This is a genomic window from Rhizobium sp. 62_C5_N11_2 (assembly GCF_051811185.1).
In the GTDB taxonomy this organism is placed as follows: domain Bacteria; phylum Pseudomonadota; class Alphaproteobacteria; order Rhizobiales; family Rhizobiaceae; genus Rhizobium; species Rhizobium leguminosarum.
In genome coordinates, this window is record NZ_JBPWPW010000001.1 from 1,434,982 (window position 1) to 1,452,733 (window position 17,752).

The 17,752-nt window shown below is 60.7% G+C and carries 16 protein-coding genes; 15 read left to right on the forward strand and 1 reads right to left on the reverse strand.

Translation table 11 applies throughout. From position 1 onward, the window contains the following. Positions 1-105 precede the first annotated feature (105 nt). The 15 genes from nuoG (at position 106) to AB8B31_RS07360 (ending at position 17,041) form a co-directional block, all read left to right on the forward strand. Positions 106-2,187 (forward strand): NADH-quinone oxidoreductase subunit NuoG, encoded by a 2,082-nt coding sequence (gene nuoG, locus AB8B31_RS07290; RefSeq protein WP_131703089.1) that lies wholly within the window; start codon positions 106-108, stop codon positions 2,185-2,187. 12 nt (positions 2,188-2,199) lie between these two features. After that, positions 2,200-3,243: an NADH-quinone oxidoreductase subunit NuoH gene (gene nuoH / locus AB8B31_RS07295; RefSeq protein WP_018241596.1), complete on the forward strand. Its 1,044-nt coding sequence runs from the start codon at positions 2,200-2,202 to the stop codon at positions 3,241-3,243. Between the two features lie 40 nt (positions 3,244-3,283). Then, positions 3,284-3,775: an NADH-quinone oxidoreductase subunit NuoI gene (nuoI, locus tag AB8B31_RS07300; RefSeq protein ID WP_003547385.1), complete on the forward strand. Its 492-nt coding sequence runs from the start codon at positions 3,284-3,286 to the stop codon at positions 3,773-3,775. Positions 3,776-3,917: 142 nt separating this feature from the next. Next, positions 3,918-4,532 carry an NADH-quinone oxidoreductase subunit J gene (locus AB8B31_RS07305; protein ID WP_003547387.1) on the forward strand — a complete coding sequence of 205 codons (615 nt, stop codon included), beginning with the start codon at positions 3,918-3,920 and terminating at the stop codon, positions 4,530-4,532. A 23-nt stretch (positions 4,533-4,555) separates the two neighbouring features. After that, positions 4,556-4,864, forward strand: coding sequence for an NADH-quinone oxidoreductase subunit NuoK (nuoK, locus tag AB8B31_RS07310; RefSeq protein ID WP_003547388.1), 309 nt, complete (start codon positions 4,556-4,558; stop codon positions 4,862-4,864). 7 nt (positions 4,865-4,871) lie between these two features. Next, positions 4,872-6,872 carry an NADH-quinone oxidoreductase subunit L gene (gene nuoL, locus AB8B31_RS07315; protein WP_047622590.1) on the forward strand — a complete coding sequence of 667 codons (2,001 nt, stop codon included), beginning with the start codon at positions 4,872-4,874 and terminating at the stop codon, positions 6,870-6,872. After that, positions 6,872-8,383: an NADH-quinone oxidoreductase subunit M gene (locus AB8B31_RS07320; protein ID WP_047622591.1), complete on the forward strand. Its 1,512-nt coding sequence runs from the start codon at positions 6,872-6,874 to the stop codon at positions 8,381-8,383. Before nuoL ends, AB8B31_RS07320 begins: the two co-directional genes overlap by 1 nt. 18 nt (positions 8,384-8,401) lie before the next feature. Then, a complete protein-coding gene (gene nuoN, locus AB8B31_RS07325) occupies positions 8,402-9,847 on the forward strand; it encodes an NADH-quinone oxidoreductase subunit NuoN (RefSeq protein ID WP_018241599.1) in 1,446 nt (481 codons plus the stop codon). Continuing rightward, positions 9,847-10,611: a biotin--[acetyl-CoA-carboxylase] ligase gene (locus AB8B31_RS07330; RefSeq protein WP_131703088.1), complete on the forward strand. Its 765-nt coding sequence runs from the start codon at positions 9,847-9,849 to the stop codon at positions 10,609-10,611. The genes nuoN and AB8B31_RS07330 overlap by 1 nt, the downstream gene beginning before the upstream one ends. A 17-nt stretch (positions 10,612-10,628) precedes the next feature. After that, positions 10,629-12,299 (forward strand): ribonuclease J, encoded by a 1,671-nt coding sequence (locus AB8B31_RS07335; protein WP_018241601.1) that lies wholly within the window; start codon positions 10,629-10,631, stop codon positions 12,297-12,299. A gap of 2 nt (positions 12,300-12,301) precedes the next feature. Beyond that, complete coding sequence (gene mce, locus AB8B31_RS07340; protein ID WP_018241602.1) at positions 12,302-12,706, forward strand: methylmalonyl-CoA epimerase; 405 nt, start codon at positions 12,302-12,304, stop codon at positions 12,704-12,706. 131 nt (positions 12,707-12,837) lie between these two features. Then, positions 12,838-13,113 (forward strand): DUF1467 family protein, encoded by a 276-nt coding sequence (locus AB8B31_RS07345; RefSeq protein ID WP_018241603.1) that lies wholly within the window; start codon positions 12,838-12,840, stop codon positions 13,111-13,113. A gap of 588 nt (positions 13,114-13,701) precedes the next feature. Beyond that, entirely contained in the window at positions 13,702-15,024 is a 1,323-nt protein-coding gene (gene proS, locus AB8B31_RS07350; protein ID WP_018241605.1) for a proline--tRNA ligase, read from the forward strand. Positions 15,025-15,038: 14 nt separating this feature from the next. Continuing rightward, positions 15,039-16,343 (forward strand): lipoprotein-releasing ABC transporter permease subunit, encoded by a 1,305-nt coding sequence (locus AB8B31_RS07355; RefSeq protein WP_018241606.1) that lies wholly within the window; start codon positions 15,039-15,041, stop codon positions 16,341-16,343. Positions 16,344-16,357: 14 nt separating this feature from the next. After that, complete coding sequence (locus tag AB8B31_RS07360; RefSeq protein ID WP_018241607.1) at positions 16,358-17,041, forward strand: ABC transporter ATP-binding protein; 684 nt, start codon at positions 16,358-16,360, stop codon at positions 17,039-17,041. A 111-nt stretch (positions 17,042-17,152) separates the two neighbouring features. On the opposite strand, the gene AB8B31_RS07365 is transcribed toward AB8B31_RS07360, so the two are convergent. Next, positions 17,153-17,617: a DUF5680 domain-containing protein gene (locus AB8B31_RS07365; RefSeq protein ID WP_018241608.1), complete on the reverse strand. Its 465-nt coding sequence runs from the start codon at positions 17,615-17,617 to the stop codon at positions 17,153-17,155. Positions 17,618-17,752: the final 135 nt, after the last annotated feature.

A 17,752-nucleotide genomic window follows, 5' to 3' on the forward strand; every position in this document is an offset into this window, starting at 1 on the left:
ACATCAGATGTCGGCAGGACGAAAGATCCGGCTTGGCAATGAGAGTGTTGCAAAAATAGGTTTGTTTGCCGTCATCAGGCAAACGGGAAACAGGACTGAGCGACGATGGCAAAACTGAAGATTGACGGCAACGAGATCGAAGTTCCGGATCATTTCACGCTATTGCAGGCGTGTGAGGATGCCGGTGCCGAGGTTCCGCGCTTCTGCTTCCACGAGCGCCTGTCGGTTGCCGGCAATTGCCGCATGTGCCTCGTCGAGGTAAAGGGCGGACCGCCGAAGCCGCAGGCTTCCTGCGCCATGAGCGTGCGCGATATCCGCGGCGGCCCGAACGGCGAACTGCCTGAGGTCTTCACCAACACGCCGATGGTCAAGAAGGCCCGCGAAGGCGTGATGGAATTCCTGCTGATCAACCATCCGCTGGATTGCCCGATCTGCGACCAGGGCGGCGAATGCGACCTGCAGGACCAGGCGATGGCCTTTGGTATCGACACCTCGCGCTATCAGGAAGACAAGCGCGCCGTCGAAGACAAGTATATCGGCCCGCTCGTCAAGACGGTGATGAACCGCTGCATCCACTGCACGCGCTGCGTCCGCTTCACGACCGAGGTCGCCGGCATTTCGGAACTCGGCCTGATCGGCCGCGGCGAGGATGCCGAGATCACCACCTATCTCGAACAGGCGATGACCTCCGAGCTGCAGGGCAACGTCGTCGACCTTTGCCCGGTCGGCGCGCTTACCTCGAAGCCCTTCGCCTTCACCGCGCGCCCGTGGGAATTGAACAAGACCGAATCGATCGACGTCATGGATGCCGTCGGTTCGGCGATCCGCGTCGATACCCGCGGCCGCGAAGTCATGCGCATCCTGCCGCGCGTCAATGAGACGATCAATGAGGAGTGGATCTCCGACAAGAGCCGCTTCATCTGGGATGGCCTGAAGACCCAGCGCCTCGATCGGTCTTATGTTCGCCGCGACGGCCGCCTGCAGCCCGCTACCTGGGCCGAAGCCTTTGGCGCCATCAAGGCCGCGGTCGGCGCGACCTCGGGCGACAAGATCGGCGCTATCGCCGGCGATCTCGCTTCCGTCGAGGAGATGTATGCGCTCTCCGAACTGGTGAAGTCGCTGGGGTCAGCCAATCTCGACTGTCGCCAGGATGGGGCGGCACTCGATCCGTCGCTCGGCCGTGCAAGCTACCTCTTCAACCCGACCATATCGGGCATCGACCAGGCCGATGCGCTGTTGATCATCGGCGCCAATCCGCGCTTCGAGGCCGCCATCCTCAACGCCCGCATCCGCAAGCGCTGGCGCCGCGGCAAGTTCCCGATCGGCGTGATCGGCGAGCCGGGCGAACTGCGCTACAGCTATGATTACCTCGGCGGCGGTCCCGACACGCTGAAGGATCTGGTCGACGGCACCCACGCCTTCGCCGACGTGCTGAAGAACGCCGCCAAGCCGATGATCATCATCGGCCAGGGCGCGCTGTCGCGCACCGATGGCGCCGGCGTTCTCGCCAGTGCTGCCAAGCTCGCCGGTTCGGTTGGCGCGGTCGTCGAAGGCTGGAACGGCTTTGCCGTCCTCCATACCGCTGCCTCGCGTGTCGGCGGCCTCGATCTCGGCTTCGTGCCTGGCACCAAGGGCGTCAACGCTGCCGAGATGCTGACGGCGATGGACGTGCTCTTCCTGCTCGGTGCCGACGAACTCGACTTCACCGCCAAGAAGGCCAAGCTCACCGTCTATATCGGCTCGCATGGCGACAATGGCGCGCACCATGCCGACGTCATCCTGCCGGCGGCAGCCTATACCGAAAAGTCCGGCACCTGGGTCAATACCGAAGGCCGCGTACAGATGGGCAACCGCGCAGGTTTTGCGCCGGGTGACGCCCGCGAGGACTGGGCGATAATCCGTGCCCTTTCCGACGTGCTCGGCAAGAAGCTTCCCTTCGATTCGCTCAGCGAATTGCGTGTCCGCCTCTATGCCGCTTTCCCGCATTTCGCCGCCATCGACGAGATCGCCGAAACCGATAGCGCCCAAATTGCCGCAGTTGCGAAAAAAGCCGGCAAGATGAACAAATCCGGGTTTGCGTCGCCGGTGAAAGACTTCTATTTGACGAACCCGATAGCGCGTGCCTCGGCTGTCATGGCGGAGTGCTCGGCATTGGCCCGCAACAACTTCAAAGTCGCGGCAGAGTAAGGGCAGGGGACTATGGATTCTTTCTTTTCGACCTATGTCTGGCCGGCGATCATCATGATCGGTCAGTCTCTGCTGCTTCTCGTCTGCCTGCTCGTCTTCATCGCCTACGTGCTGCTCGCCGACCGCAAGATCTGGGCGGCCGTGCAACTGCGCCGCGGGCCGAACGTCGTCGGTCCCTTCGGCCTGTTTCAGTCCTTCGCCGACCTTTTGAAGTTCGTCTTCAAGGAGCCGATCATTCCGGCCGGCGCCAACAAGGCGGTGTTCCTGCTTGCCCCGCTGGTGACGGTGCTTCTGGCGCTGTCCACCTGGGCGGTGGTGCCGCTGGCCGACGGATGGGTGATCGCCAACATCAATGTCGGCATCCTCTATATTTTCGCGATCTCCTCGCTCGAGGTTTACGGCATCATCATGGGCGGCTGGGCTTCGAACTCGAAGTATCCGTTCCTCGGCGCGTTGCGCTCGGCGGCACAGATGGTGTCCTATGAAGTCTCGATCGGCTTTGTCATCGTCACCGTGCTTCTCTGCGTCGGCTCGCTGAATCTGACCGATATCGTCAATGCGCAGCATACCGGCCTCGGCACCATGCTCGGCCTGCCGGCGTCGTTCCTCGACTGGCACTGGCTGTCGCTCTTCCCGATGTTCATCATCTTCTTCATTTCGGCACTCGCCGAGACGAACCGTCCGCCCTTCGACCTTCCGGAAGCTGAATCGGAACTCGTTGCCGGCTTCATGGTCGAATACGGCTCCTCGCCCTACATGATGTTCATGCTCGGCGAATATGCGGCCGTCTGCCTGATGTGCGCGCTGACGACGATCCTCTTCCTCGGCGGCTGGCTGCCCCCGGTCGATATCTGGATCCTCAACTGGGTCCCAGGCATCATCTGGTTCACGCTGAAGGCCTGCCTGGTGTTCTTCATGTTCGCGATGGTCAAGGCCTTCGTTCCGCGCTACCGCTACGACCAGCTCATGCGCCTCGGCTGGAAGGTCTTCCTGCCGCTGTCGCTCGCCATGGTCGTCATCGTTGCATTCGTGCTGAAACTGACGGGTTGGGCATGATCATGCCCGCTCTTGTTTCCGGCAAAATTGGAGGTTGAAGATGGCAAGCTTGTCCGGCTCCATCAGCTCGCTGTTTCTCAAGGAATTCGTCGGCGCGTTCTTTCTGTCGATGCGCTATTTCTTCCGCCAGAAGGCGACGATCAACTATCCCTTCGAAAAAGGCCCGGTCTCCCCGCGTTTCCGCGGCGAGCATGCGCTGCGCCGTTATCCGAACGGCGAGGAACGCTGCATCGCCTGCAAGCTCTGCGAGGCGATCTGTCCTGCCCAGGCGATCACCATCGAGGCAGGTCCCCGCCGCAATGACGGCACGCGCCGTACGGTGCGCTACGACATTGACATGGTGAAGTGCATCTATTGCGGCTTCTGCCAGGAAGCCTGCCCGGTCGACGCGATCGTCGAAGGCCCGAATTTCGAATTTGCGACGGAAACCCGCGAAGAGCTCTATTTCGACAAGGCGCGGCTTCTGGACAACGGAGACCGGTGGGAGCGCGAAATCGCCCGCAACATCGCGATCGACTCGCCGTACCGCTGATCGAGTTTTTGAAATGCCGTAATGGAGCTTGAGCGCTTCGGTCGCGGTCAATATGCACAGGAGTTTTGCCGGTCAGCCGCGCAAAGTTCTATCGGGCAGAAAAACTCCCGGCTGCCCGGGGGAAGATGAAAAAGGCACCAACATGGGTCTGCAGGCTCTATTTTTCTATCTTTTCGCCTTTGTCGCGGTGGCGTCGGCGTTCATGGTCATCTGGGCGAAGAACCCGGTTCACTCGGTTCTCTTCCTGATCCTGGTGTTCTTCAATGCGGCTGGCCTCTTCCTGCTGCTCGGTGCCGAATTCCTGGCGATGATCCTGCTTGTCGTCTATGTCGGCGCCGTCGCCGTGCTCTTCCTCTTCGTGGTGATGATGCTCGATATCGACTTCACCGAACTGAGGGCCGGCGTTCTCGAATATGCGCCGATCGGCGGGCTGATCGGGGTGATCCTCGCAGCCGAACTGATCGTCGTCATCGGTGGCAGCGTCATCTCGCCGGAGATCGCCAAATCAGTCGCCATGCCGATCCCGGCGCTGAGCGAGCGCACCAATACCGCCGCTCTCGGCGACGTGCTCTACACCAACTACGTCTATTTCTTCCAGATCGCCGGTCTGGTGCTGCTGGTCGCCATGATCGGCGCGATCGTGCTGACGTTGAGGCATCGCACCAACATCAAGCGGCAGAATATTCCCAGGCAGGTTGCCCGCACGCCCGCCACCGCCGTCGAGGTGGTTTCGGTCAAGCCCGGGCAGGGCGTCTAAAGGCAGGTCAAGGAACAAAGAACATGGTCATCGGACTTTCCCACTACCTGACGGTCAGCGCCATCCTCTTCACGCTCGGCGTCTTCGGCATCTTCCTGAACCGGAAGAACGTCATCGTCATCCTGATGTCGATCGAACTGATCCTGCTCGCCGTCAACATCAACATGGTCGCCTTCTCCTCCTTCCTGAACGACATCGTCGGGCAGGTCTTCGCGCTGTTCATCCTGACGGTCGCGGCTGCCGAAGCGGCGATCGGTCTTGCAATTCTCGTTGTCTTCTACCGCAACCGCGGCTCGATCGCGGTCGAAGACGTCAATATGATGAAGGGCTGAGTGGCTCATGTTCCTCTATAAGGCTATCGTCTTTCTTCCCTTGATCGGTGCGATCGTCGCCGGCCTTTTCGGCCGCGCCATCGGCGCCAAGGCTTCCGAATATGTCACCAGCGGCCTGATGATCATCGCCGCCATCCTGTCCTGGGTCGTCTTCTTCACCGTCGGCATGGGCCATGCCGAAGGTGGCCCGATCAAGGTCGAGGTGCTGCGCTGGATCCAGTCCGGCGGCATCGACGTCTCCTGGTCGCTGCGTGTGGATACGCTGACGTCAGTGATGCTGATCGTCGTCAACACTGTCTCGACGCTGGTGCATGTCTATTCGATCGGCTACATGCATACGGATCCGCATCGCCCGCGCTTCTTCGCCTATCTCTCGCTCTTCACCTTCGCCATGCTGATGCTGGTGACTGCCGACAACCTTGCCCAGATGTTCTTCGGCTGGGAAGGCGTCGGTCTCGCCTCCTATCTGCTGATCGGCTTCTGGTTCAAGAAGCCGTCGGCGACGGCCGCGGCGATGAAAGCCTTCATCGTCAACCGCGTCGGAGACTTCGGCTTCGTGCTCGGCATTGCCGGCGTCTTCGTGCTGTTCGGCTCGATCAACCTCGACACGATCTTCGCCAATGCATCGAACTTCGCTCCGCATGAAGGCGGCGGCGAAGCGGGCGAGGTGTTCCTCAATCTCTTCGGTATGCAGCTCGATAAGGCGCATGCGCTGACCGGCATCTGCCTGCTGCTCTTCATGGGCGCGATGGGCAAGTCGGCGCAGTTCCTGCTGCACACCTGGCTGCCGGACGCCATGGAAGGCCCGACCCCGGTCTCGGCTCTGATCCATGCCGCCACCATGGTCACCGCCGGCGTCTTCCTCGTCGCCCGCATGTCGCCGCTCTTCGAACTGTCGCCGGATGCGCTGGTTGTCGTCACCGTGATCGGCGCCATCACCGCCTTCTTCGCGGCAACAGTCGCTCTCGTGCAAAACGACATCAAGCGTGTCATCGCCTATTCCACCTGCTCGCAGCTCGGCTACATGTTCGTGGCACTCGGAGCCGGGGCCTATGGCGCAGCGATCTTCCATCTCTTCACCCACGCTTTTTTCAAGGCGCTGCTCTTCCTCTGCGCCGGCTCGGTCATCCATGCCGTCGATGGCGAGCAGGACATGCGCTACATGGGCGGCCTGTGGCCGCATATTAAAGTTACTGCCGTGCTGATGATCATCGGCACGCTGGCGATCACCGGTTTTGGCATTCCCTTCACGCCGATCGGTTTGGCCGGCTTCTTCTCCAAGGACGTGATCATCGAGGCGACCTATGCATCGCATTCGCCGGTCGCCGGCTTCGCCTTCTCGCTGCTGGTCATTGCGGCTCTGTTCACCAGCTTTTATTCCTGGCGCCTGATCTTCATGACCTTCTTCGGCAAGCCACGCGCCTCGCACGAGGTGATGCACCACGTCCACGAGTCGCCGCAGGTCATGCTGGTGCCGCTCTATCTCCTGGCGATCGGCGCTGTGCTTGCTGGCGTGATCTTCGAAGGTCGCTTCTACGGCGAGGAATATGCCGAGTTCTGGAAGGGTGCGCTCTTCACCGGCGCCGAGAACGAACTGGTCGAAGAGTTCCACCATGTTCCGGCGCTCGTCGGTTTGAGCCCCTTCATCGCTATGATCCTCGGCTTCGTCACCGCCTGGTACATGTATATCCGCTCGCCGCAGACGCCACGTATCCTGGCGCAGCAGCACCGCGTGCTCTACCAGTTCCTGCTGAACAAGTGGTATTTCGACGAACTCTACGACTTCCTCTTCGTCCGCACCGCCAAGGCGCTCGGCCGCTTCCTGTGGAAGAAAGGTGATGTCGGCGTCATCGACACCTACGGCCCGAACGGCGTCGCTGCCCGCGTCGTCGCCGTCACCGATCGCGTGGTTCGCCTGCAGACCGGTTACCTCTATCACTACGCCTTCGCCATGCTGATCGGCATTGCGGCGCTCGTTACCTGGATGATGCTCGGGAGTTCCTTCTGATGACCGATTGGCCTATTCTTTCAACGGTCACCTTCCTGCCGCTCGTCGGCGTGGTGCTCCTGCTATTGATGAACGGCGAGAGCGAAACCGGCCGGAAGAACGTGCTGTGGATCTCGCTGATCACCACCGTCTTCACTTTCGTCGTCTCGCTTTTCATCTGGACCGGCTTCGACAATGCCAATCCGGGCTTCCAGATGCTCGAAAAGCATGACTGGCTCGGTACCGGCATTGGCTACCACGTCGGCGTCGACGGCATCTCGATGCTGTTTGTCATCCTGTCGACCTTCCTCATGCCCTTCTGCGTGCTGGCGAGCTGGCTCTCGATCGAGAAGCGCCTGAAGGAATATATGATCGCCTTCCTCATCCTCGAAACGATGATGATCGGCGTCTTCGTCTCGCTCGATATCGTGCTCTTCTACGTCTTCTTCGAGGCGGGCCTCATTCCGATGTTCCTGATCATCGGCGTCTGGGGCGGCAAGGACCGCGTCTATGCGAGCTACAAGTTCTTCCTCTATACGCTGCTCGGCTCGGTGCTGATGCTGCTCGCCATCATGGCGATGTACTGGCAGGCCGGCACGACCGATATCACCGCGCTGCTTGCCTACAAGTTCCCGCCGGCGCTGCAAACCTGGTTATGGCTTGCCTTCTTCGCCTCCTTCGCGGTGAAGATGCCGATGTGGCCGGTCCATACCTGGCTTCCCGATGCCCACGTTCAGGCGCCGACGGCAGGTTCGGTGATCCTGGCCGGCGTGCTGCTGAAACTCGGCGGCTACGGTCTCATCCGCTTCTCGCTCGGCATGTTCCCGGTGGCGTCCGATTATTTCGCGCCGCTCGTCTTCGCCATGTCCGTTATCGCCATCATCTATACCTCTCTGGTGGCGATGATGCAGGACGATATCAAGAAGCTCATCGCCTATTCCTCCGTGGCGCACATGGGCTACGTGACCATGGGCATCTTTGCCGCCAACATGCAGGGCGTCCAGGGCTCGATCTTCCAGATGCTCTCGCACGGCATCGTCTCCGGCGCGCTCTTCCTCTGCGTCGGCGTCGTCTACGACCGTACCCACACCCGCGAGATCAACGCCTATGGCGGCCTCGTCAACAACATGCCGAAATATGCCGTGGCGATGATGGTCTTCACCATGGCCAATGTCGGGCTTCCCGGCACGTCGGGCTTCATCGGTGAATTCCTGACACTGATCGGCGTCTTCCGGGTCAACACTTGGGTAGCGCTCTTTGCCGCCTCTGGGGTCATTCTCTCGGCCGCCTACGCGCTTTGGCTTTATCGCCGGGTGATCTTCGGCGCGCTGGAGAAGGAGAAGCTGAAGGCGCTGCTCGATCTTTCCAGACGCGAACAGTTGATCCTCTACCCGCTGGTCGCGCTGACCATCTTCTTCGGCGTTTATCCGGCTCCGGTCTTCGATGCGACGGCCGCCTCGGTGGATCTGCTGGTCAACAACTACACGGCCGCCGTGCACGCAGCGCAGAATGTTGCGCTGTCTATGAAATGATGACGGGACTTATTGGACATGACCGCTGAAACAATTCTCCTCAGTCTGCATCTTTCCGCGCCGGAGCTCATCCTCGCGGTCGGCGCCCTTGTCCTGTTGATGGTCGGCGTCTTCTCAGGCGAGCGGTCGGGCCTTGTCGTCACCGGCTTGGCCATTGTCCTGCTCCTGGCCTCCGGCCTGTGGCTGCTCTTCGTGCCCGCAGAAGGCCTTGCCTATGGCGGCGTCTACATGGCCGACGGCTTCTCGCGCTTCATGAAGCTGGTGGCGCTCATCGGTTCGCTGGTCGCCATGTTCATGTCGATCGGCCACGCCCGCGAAAATCAGCTCGACAAGTTCGAGTTCCCGGTTCTCCTGGTGCTTGCGACCCTCGGCATCCTGCTGATGATCTCGGCCAACGACCTGATCTCGCTCTATCTCGCGCTGGAACTGCAGTCGCTGGCGCTTTATGTCGTCGCCGCGATCAACCGCGACAGCCTGAAGTCGACCGAAGCCGGCCTGAAATACTTCGTCCTCGGCGCGCTTTCCTCCGGCATGCTGCTCTACGGCATGTCGCTGGTCTATGGCTTCACCGGCCACACCCACTTCTCCGAGATCGCCCAGGCGCTGTCCGTCGAGGGTGCGCGCTCGCTCGGCCTCATCTTCGGCCTGGTCTTCATCCTCGCCGGCATCGCCTTCAAGATCTCGGCCGTTCCCTTCCACATGTGGACGCCGGACGTTTATGAAGGCGCGCCGACGCCGGTCACCGCCTTCCTTGCCGCAGCACCCAAGGTCGCCGCCATGGCGATGATGACCCGCATTGTCATCACTGCCTTCCAGCCGGTTCTGGCGGACTGGCAGCAGGTCGTCGTCTTCATCTCGATCGCCTCGATGCTGCTCGGCTCGTTTGCGGCGATCGGCCAGAAGAATATCAAGCGGCTGATGGCCTATTCCTCGATCGGTCATATGGGTTATGCGCTGGTCGGCCTTGCCGCCGGCAACCAGACCGGCGTCACCGGCGTCATGCTGTACATGGTCATCTACATGGTCATGACGCTCGGCAGCTTTGCGATCATCATGTCGATGCGCCGCAAGGACGGCACCGTCGTCGAGGAGGTCAACGATCTCGCCGGCCTCTCCACAACGAACCCGTTCATGGCCGTGGTGCTGACGGCGCTGATGTTCTCGCTCGCCGGCATCCCGCCGCTCGCCGGCTTCTTCGCGAAGTACTTCGTCTTCGTTGCCGCCATCGAGGCCAAGCTCTATGCGCTCGCCATCATCGGCGTTCTCGCCTCTGTCGTCGGCGCTTACTACTATCTGCGTGTCATCAAGCTGATGTGGTTCGATGAGGCGACCGGCGAATTCGCCCGTGTCTCCGGAACGTTGCGTTTGGTCTTCGGTCTCTCCGGCCTTTTCGTCACCGCCTATGTCCTCATCGGCGGCCCGATCGGCGGTGCGGCAGAGCTTGCCGCTGCGACGCTCTTTTGATGGCTTCCGACGGGCGGCGCCGGATATCGCTCGGCGATTTCAGGCACGAGGCTCTGTCGGAAACATCGTCCACCAACAGCGAATGTCTCGCCCGGGCTCGGGCGGGCGATGGCGGCAATCTCTGGGTGACCGCCGAGAGGCAGACGGGCGGCCGCGGCCGCCGCGGCAGGCTCTGGGTTTCCGAGCGCGGCAATCTCTACGCTTCTCTTCTTTTGATCGACCCGGCCCCGATGGAACGCCTGGGCTCCCTGCCGCTGGCGATCGCCGTTGCAGTGCATCAGGCGATCCGCCGGGTGCTGCCGCCAGGTGCCGAACCGCTCGAAGTCAAATGGCCGAACGATATCCTCATCGGTCGAAAGAAGACCTGCGGCATTCTCGTCGAAGGTGAAGGGCTGCCGGACGGACGTTACGCGCTGATCGTCGGCATTGGCGTCAATATCTCTGTGATGCCGGACAATCCGCTTTACCCGGTCACCTGCCTGCGCCAGCAGGGAAGCGCGGCTTCGCCGGAGGAACTCTTCGCGCACCTCTTCGCCGCCACGGCGGAAGTGCTTGAAATATGGGACCAGGGCCGCGGCATCGGCGAGATCACGGCGCTCTGGCGCGCGATCGCCTGCGGCATCGGCGAAAAGATTACGGTGAATTTGCCGGACAGATCGATTTCCGGACAATTCGCGGGAATTGATGATAATGGCTTGTTGATGCTCGATACCGGCGCTGGCAGGATAATGCCCATTGCTGCCGGTGATGTGTTTTTTGGATAGCGGAACAAACGAAAATTATGGCGAAACAGGACGAACTGGTATTCCTGCCTCTGGGCGGCGTTGGCGAGATAGGCATGAATCTCGCTCTCTATGGCTACGGCCCGCCCGAGCATCGCCAGTGGATCATGGTCGATTGTGGCGTCACTTTTCCGGGGCCCGACCTGCCGGGTGTCGACCTCGTTTTGCCCGATATCCGCTTCCTCGCCAGCGAACGAAAGAACCTCAAGGCGATCATCATCACCCATGCGCATGAAGACCATTATGGTGCGCTCGCCGACCTCTGGCCCGGCCTCAACGTGCCGGTCTATGCCTCTGGCTTTACATCAGGCCTGCTCGAAGCCAAGCGCAATTTCGAGAAGGCGACGATCGGCGAAGTGCCGGTGACGCCGTTCAAGGCAGGCGATACGATCAATGTCGGCCCCTTCAGCATCGAAGGTGTGGCCGTCAACCATTCGATCCCCGAGCCGATGTCGCTGATGATCCGCACGCCGGTCGGCAATGTCATCCATACCGGCGACTGGAAGATCGACCACGAGCCTTCGCTCGGCCCCCTGACCGATGAGACACGTTTCCGCCAGCTCGGCGACGAGGGCGTGCTGGCGCTGATGTGCGATTCCACCAATGCGCTGCGCGACGGTGTTTCGCCCTCCGAGAAGGATGTGTCCGAAAGCCTGCGTAAGATCATCGAGAATGCCGAGGGCCGGGTGGCGATCACCACCTTCTCGTCGAATGTCGGGCGCATCCGTACCGTTGCCGAGGCTGCCGAGGCGGCAGGCCGTGAAGTGCTGCTGCTCGGCAGTTCGCTGAAGCGCGTCGTCAACGTCGCCCAGGACATCGGCCTGATGGAAGGCGTGAAGCCCTTCATCTCCGAGGACGAATACGGCTATATCCCGCGCGACAAGGTGGTCGTCATCCTGACCGGCAGCCAGGGCGAGGCGCGGGCAGCACTTGCCAAGCTCTCCCGCGACGAGATGCGCAATGTGGCGTTTGCGGCAGGCGATATCGTCGTCTTTTCCTCGCGCGCCATTCCCGGCAACGAGAAGGCGATCCAGGACATCAAGAACGGCCTCGTCGAGCAAGGTGTGCACATCATCACCGATACCGAGGCGCTGGTCCACGTTTCAGGCCATCCGCGCCGCAACGAGTTGCAGAGGATGTACGAATGGACGCGGCCGAAGATCGTCGTGCCGGTGCACGGCGAGGCGACGCATCTGACGGCGCACAAGGAACTTGCCGAGCAATCCGGCATCGCCGTGGTGCCGCGCGTGCGCAACGGCGATATCCTGCGGCTGGCGCCCGGTCCCGTCGAGGTGATCGGCGAGGCGCCGCATGGCCGCATCTATAAGGACGGCACGCTGATCGGCGATTTCGACGAGATGGGTATCGGCGAGCGCAAGAAGCTCTCCTATGTCGGCCATGTCGCTGTTAACGTCGTGCTCGACGCCCGCTATGACATCGTCGGCGATCCCGATCTCGTTTCGATCGGCCTGCCGGTATATGACGACGAGGGCGAGGAGATGGAGGACACCCTCTTCGACGCCGCGATCAGCGCCATCGAGAGCATTCCGCGCGCCCGTCGCAAGGATATCGATATGCTGCAGGAGGCCGTGCGCCGCGCCATTCGCTCTGCTGCGAACCAGGCCTGGGGCAAGAAGCCCGTCGTCACCGCCTTCGTCACCAGGGTCTGACCATGCTCGGCCGGGTCAACCATATCGCCATCGCCGTGCCCGACCTGGCCGCGGCGACGGCGGCCTATCGCGATAGGCTGGGTGCTGCCGTATCGCAGCCGCAGGCTCTGCCGGAGCATGGCGTCACCGTCGTTTTCGTCGAATTGCCGAACACCAAGGTCGAATTGCTGCAGCCGCTCGGCGATACTTCGCCGATCGCAGCCTTCCTCGAAAAGAACCCATCCGGCGGCATGCACCACATCTGCTACGAGGTGGACGATATTCTTCTCGCCCGTGACCGACTGGTAGAGGCGGGTGCCAGGGTGCTCGGCGACGGCCAGCCGAAAACCGGCGCGCATGGCAATCCGGTGCTCTTTCTGCATCCCAAGGATTTCTTCGGCACGCTGATCGAACTCGAACAGGCCTGAGCCTGCGGCAGAGTGATAGCCCTGCTGCGGCAGAGTGACCAGAAGGCGGTTAAACGCTTCGCCTGCTTTGAGTTGGTCGCCATTCCGCCGTATAAGGACGCGATATCAGCGCGGCATCAACGGGAACCATAATGCTCCAGATCTTTCTTCAGGGATTTGCCGTCTACTTCATCATCTGGTGGATGACGCTTTTTGCCGTCCTGCCGATCGGCCTGCGCACCCAGGCGGACGACAACGACGTGGTGCTCGGCACCGTTCCGAGCGCGCCCACCCGGTTTCGCGCTGCTTTCGTGTTTTCACTGACGACGCTGATTTCGGCTCTGATCTACGGCCTATGGTATGTCTGCGACACCTATTTCGGCTGGGGCTTCGACGCACTGCCGCAACTCGGCCCCAGCTTCTATTGAACTGTGGCTTTTGCTCAAACTTTGAGCAGATGCAAGCTTAATGAAAGCGAACTTCGTCATACCAGCGTCATGCTGTTGCGGCAAAGAGCTCGCGTAACGGAATGAGGATCATCCCGTTACGGAAGTCGGCGGGACTTTTGGATGGGGCGAGGCCGAAATGCCAAAAAAAAACAAGGCTAAAAGCCTTGTTTTAAGTATCGCGTGATCTGTAACCGTTGCCGGGGCTGCGACGAGCGCGCCTAAGATCTGATCCTCCCAAGACTTGACCGCGAATTCGGCAAGAATTTAACTCCCTGCCTGTTTTGTGAGCTAAAACTAGCTCAAACATTGGGCTTTGTCATCAGCTTTTTTTGCATTTTTGCTACACTCTAGCAAAATTTTTCTGTTGACAAGATTTTCGTTCAAGTCCTTATAAACACGCGCTTTTTCACGCCCTTCCATTTTGCGGGTGCGAACATGCGCTTCCGGGAGGTTGCCGACATCCGTTGCGGGTTTCCTTCCTGCCGCGAAGCGGCTATGAACGCTCCCACATCAACACTCGCCTTCGATTCCGCCTGCCGCGGGATCTCAACTGCTCCGGAATCCGCCATGCGTCTGTCCCGTTATTTCATGCCCATCCTCAAGGAAAATCCCAAGGAGGCGGAAATCGTCTCGCACCGGCTGATGCTGCGCGCCGGCATGATCCGCCAGCAGTCACAGGGCATCTATTCCTGGTTGCCGCTGGGCAAACGCGTGTTGGACAAGGTCAACGCCATTATCCGCGAGGAGCAGAACCGTGCCGGCGCCATCGAGCTTTCGATGCCGACCCTGCAATCGGCCGAGCTCTGGCAGGAAAGCGGCCGCTATGACGCCTACGGCAAGGAGATGCTGCGCATCAAGGACCGTCAGGATCGGCCGATGCTCTACGGCCCCACCAACGAAGAGATGGTGACGGATATTTTCCGCTCCTCCATCAAGTCCTACAAGGACCTGCCGCTTAATCTCTATCATATCCAGCTGAAGTTCCGTGACGAGATCCGTCCGCGCTTCGGCACCATGCGCTCGCGCGAATTCATGATGAAGGATGCCTATTCCTTCGATCTGACGCGCGAAGGGGCGGAGCATTCCTATAACAAGATGTTCGCCGCCTATCTCAGAACCTTCGACCGGCTCGGCCTGCGCGCCATACCGATGCGCGCCGACACCGGCCCGATCGGCGGCAAGCTCAGCCATGAATTCATCATCCTCGCCGACACGGGCGAATCCGAGGTCTTCTGCCATAAGGATTTCGTCGATTTCGATATTCCTGGTGAACATACCGATTTCGACAGTGTCGAGGGTTTGCAGGCGATCTTCGACAAGTGGACCTCGCTCTATGCGGCGACCTCGGAAATGCACGACGAGGCGGCCTTCAACGCCGTTCCCGAAGGCGACCGCCTGTCGGCACGCGGCATCGAGGTCGGCCATATCTTCTATTTCGGCACGAAATATTCCGAGCCGATGGGCGCGAAAGTGCAGGGACCTGATGGCAAGGAACACTTCGTTCACATGGGTTCCTACGGTATCGGCCCGACACGCCTTGTTCCCGCCATCATCGAAGCATCGCATGATGATAACGGAATCATCTGGCCGGCATCGGTCGCGCCCTTCGATATCGTTGTGATCAACATGAAGGCGGGCGATCAGGCCTGCGACGATACCTGCGAGCTGATCTATGCCGCGCTGACCAAGGCCGGCAAGGATGTGCTCTACGACGATACCGACGACCGGGCCGGCACCAAATTCGCGACCGCCGACTTGATCGGTGTGCCTGTCCAGATCATCGCCGGCCCGCGCGCGGTCGCAAACGGCGAAGTTGAGGTGAAAGACCGCAAGACCGGCGCCCGCGAAACGATGACCATCGAAGCGGCGATCAATCGGTTTGTGGCTTAGGAAACGGAGGCGAAATGGCAGAGGCAGCAGTGGACCGGAGTTCAAAATCCGGCTTGGGTCCGGCTGGCAAGCCATTTTCCACCTTTGAACGCCTCGTGGCGTGGCGTTATCTGCGCGCCCGCCGCAAGGAGGCCTTCATTTCAGTCATCGCCGGCTTCTCCTTCGTCGGCATCATGCTGGGTGTTGCGACGCTGATCATCGTCATGGCCGTGATGAACGGCTTCCGCACCGAACTCGTCTCGCGTATTCTCGGCATCAACGGCCACATGATCGTCCAGCCGGTCGACGGCCCCTTCACCGATTATCCTGTCCTCAGCGGCAAGCTCGCCGCCGTACCCGGCATCAAGATGGCGCTACCCCTGGTGGAAGGCCAGGTGCTCGCCTCCGCCCAGGCCGGCGGCAGCACCGGTGCGCTGGTGCGTGGCGCGCGCGCCGAGGACCTGACCAAGCTCAAGACGATCTCCGACAACATCAAATCAGGCGACATGGTGGGTTATGCCTCCGGCGAAGGCGTGCTGATCGGCACCCGCATGGCCGACCAGCTCGGTCTGCGCGTCGGCGACCTCATCACGCTGACCTCGCCGGAAGGCGACATCACGCCGATGGGCGTCAATCCGCGCATCAAGTCCTACAAGATCTCAGGGCTCTTCGAGATCGGCATGTCGGAATATGACTCCTCGATCATCTTCATGCCGCTCGAGGAAGCGCAGCTCTTTTTCAATGCCGAGGGACTGGTGCAGTCGATCGAGCTCTTCGTCGACAACCCCGACGATATTGACAATCTAAGGCCCAAGGTGGAGGAGGCAGCCGGCCGCCAGATCGCCATCACCGACTGGCGCCAGCGCAACCAGACCTTCTTCTCGGCGCTGCAGGTCGAGCGCAACGTCATGTTCATGATCCTGACGCTGATCGTGCTCGTGGCGGCTCTGAACATCATCTCCGGCCTCATCATGCTGGTGAAGGATAAGGGCAGCGATATCGCCATCCTGCGCACCATGGGCGCCAGCGCCGGTGCGATCATGCGCATCTTCTTCATGACCGGGGCGGCGATCGGCATCGTGGGTACCATTGCCGGTGTTCTGCTCGGCGTCCTCGTCTGCGTCAACATCGAATCCATCCGCCAGTTCTTCTCCTGGATCTCAGGCACCGTGCTCTTCAATCCACAGGTCTATTTCCTCAGCCAGCTGCCGGCCGAGATGGATCTCAGCGAAACGATCTCGATCGTCGTCATGGCGCTGACGCTCTCCTTCATCGCGACCATTTTCCCGGCCTGGCGTGCCTCCAGGCTCGATCCGGTGCAGGCCCTGCGCTACGAATAAGGAATGCCGCCTTCATGAATCGCAACGTCGTTCTCAAGCTTACCGGCGTCGAGCGCCAATACGGGCAGGGCCATACGCTGCTCCCGATCCTGAAGGGCGCGGATTTTTCGATGTCGAAGGGCGAGATCGTCGCTCTTGTCGCGCCCTCCGGCACCGGCAAATCGACGCTGCTGCATATCGCCGGCCTGCTGGAGCATCCGGACGGCGGTGAAGTTAACATCAACGGCCATGCCTGTGACGGCCTGAGCGACGAGAAACGCACTGCGATCCGCCGCAGTGAAATCGGCTTCGTCTACCAGTTCCATCACCTGCTGCCGGAATTCTCGGCGCTCGAAAATATCATGATGCCGCAGCTGATCGCCGGGCTGTCCTGGAAGGAAGCCGGAGAGCGGGCCGGCCAGCTTCTCGATTATATGCGCATCGGCCATCGTGGCTCGCATCGCCCGGGCGAGCTTTCCGGCGGCGAGCAGCAGCGTGTTGCGATTGCCCGTGCCGTCGCCAATGCGCCGACTCTTCTTCTTGCCGACGAGCCGACCGGCAATCTCGATCCCGAAACGGCAAGCTACGTCTTCGATGCGCTGGAAGCGTTGGTGCGCCAGTCCGGCCTTGCTGCCCTCATCGCCACCCATAATCACGAGCTCGCCCGCCGCATGGACCGGCGCGTGACGATCTCCGACGGCAAGATCGTCGATTTCTGATGCATGTCGCCCAAAAGCCTGCAGTGGTTTTGGGATAACGACATGCATAAATCAGAGACTTAATGTGCATCGCATGAATCCAGATTGACGCGATGCGCTTTAAGGCTGTGATCAGGGCACGATCAGCCCGCCGCGATAATCAAGCGCATAGGCCTTCTGGCCGCCGACCATGATGCATTCGTGGCCGCTGAACCGCTCGCAGCCGCCTTCGTTGCGATCGAGATAGCGGCCGAACGGATGGTCGAATTCCATTCCGCCAAGAAATCGGCCCTCTCGATACATCGCCGAAAGTGCAGCCTTGATCACCGTCCCGGCTACTGTGCCGTCGATGAGCTTCGGCGCGATGACGCAGCCGAAATAATTCATCGCCCAGATGGGCTCGTCGGCAAGCCACACCACCTCCTGTCCAGCGAAATCGGTGCCGCCGAAATAGCTGTCGAGATAGCGCCAGTCGCCGCGTTCGTAACCGATATCGTGGGAGCTCGGCCGGCAGGGTACGCGCGCCACGCCGCCGCCGACATAGGTCGCAGCCTTCGCCTCCACGACGAATTCGTTCAGCATCGGAATATCGAACATCTCGTTCTCCTCTTCTTGGCTGGATGCTGGCAAATATGCTGCGAGGTGTAAAGAACAAAAGAGGAACAAAGATTTGAAATAAACGGGTCGCCTCGAGGAGGCTGGCCGTCTAGGCGCCATGACCGATCTGTGGCA

Bases quoted from the DNA above. Each gene is read 5' to 3' on its own strand.
- nuoG (WP_131703089.1), top strand. From the start codon at position 106: ATGGCAAAACTGAAGATTGACGGCAACGAGATCGAAGTTCCGGATCAT.
- nuoH (WP_018241596.1), top strand. From the start codon at position 2,200: ATGGATTCTTTCTTTTCGACCTATGTCTGGCCGGCGATCATCATGATC.
- nuoI (WP_003547385.1), top strand. From the start codon at position 3,284: ATGGCAAGCTTGTCCGGCTCCATCAGCTCGCTGTTTCTCAAGGAATTC.
- AB8B31_RS07305 (WP_003547387.1), top strand. From the start codon at position 3,918: ATGGGTCTGCAGGCTCTATTTTTCTATCTTTTCGCCTTTGTCGCGGTG.
- nuoK (WP_003547388.1), top strand. From the start codon at position 4,556: ATGGTCATCGGACTTTCCCACTACCTGACGGTCAGCGCCATCCTCTTC.
- nuoL (WP_047622590.1), top strand. From the start codon at position 4,872: ATGTTCCTCTATAAGGCTATCGTCTTTCTTCCCTTGATCGGTGCGATC.
- AB8B31_RS07320 (WP_047622591.1), top strand. From the start codon at position 6,872: ATGACCGATTGGCCTATTCTTTCAACGGTCACCTTCCTGCCGCTCGTC.
- nuoN (WP_018241599.1), top strand. From the start codon at position 8,402: ATGACCGCTGAAACAATTCTCCTCAGTCTGCATCTTTCCGCGCCGGAG.
- AB8B31_RS07330 (WP_131703088.1), top strand. From the start codon at position 9,847: ATGGCTTCCGACGGGCGGCGCCGGATATCGCTCGGCGATTTCAGGCAC.
- AB8B31_RS07335 (WP_018241601.1), top strand. From the start codon at position 10,629: ATGGCGAAACAGGACGAACTGGTATTCCTGCCTCTGGGCGGCGTTGGC.
- mce (WP_018241602.1), top strand. From the start codon at position 12,302: ATGCTCGGCCGGGTCAACCATATCGCCATCGCCGTGCCCGACCTGGCC.
- AB8B31_RS07345 (WP_018241603.1), top strand. From the start codon at position 12,838: ATGCTCCAGATCTTTCTTCAGGGATTTGCCGTCTACTTCATCATCTGG.
- proS (WP_018241605.1), top strand. From the start codon at position 13,702: ATGCGTCTGTCCCGTTATTTCATGCCCATCCTCAAGGAAAATCCCAAG.
- AB8B31_RS07355 (WP_018241606.1), top strand. From the start codon at position 15,039: ATGGCAGAGGCAGCAGTGGACCGGAGTTCAAAATCCGGCTTGGGTCCG.
- AB8B31_RS07360 (WP_018241607.1), top strand. From the start codon at position 16,358: ATGAATCGCAACGTCGTTCTCAAGCTTACCGGCGTCGAGCGCCAATAC.
- AB8B31_RS07365 (WP_018241608.1), bottom strand. From the start codon at position 17,617: ATGTTCGATATTCCGATGCTGAACGAATTCGTCGTGGAGGCGAAGGCT.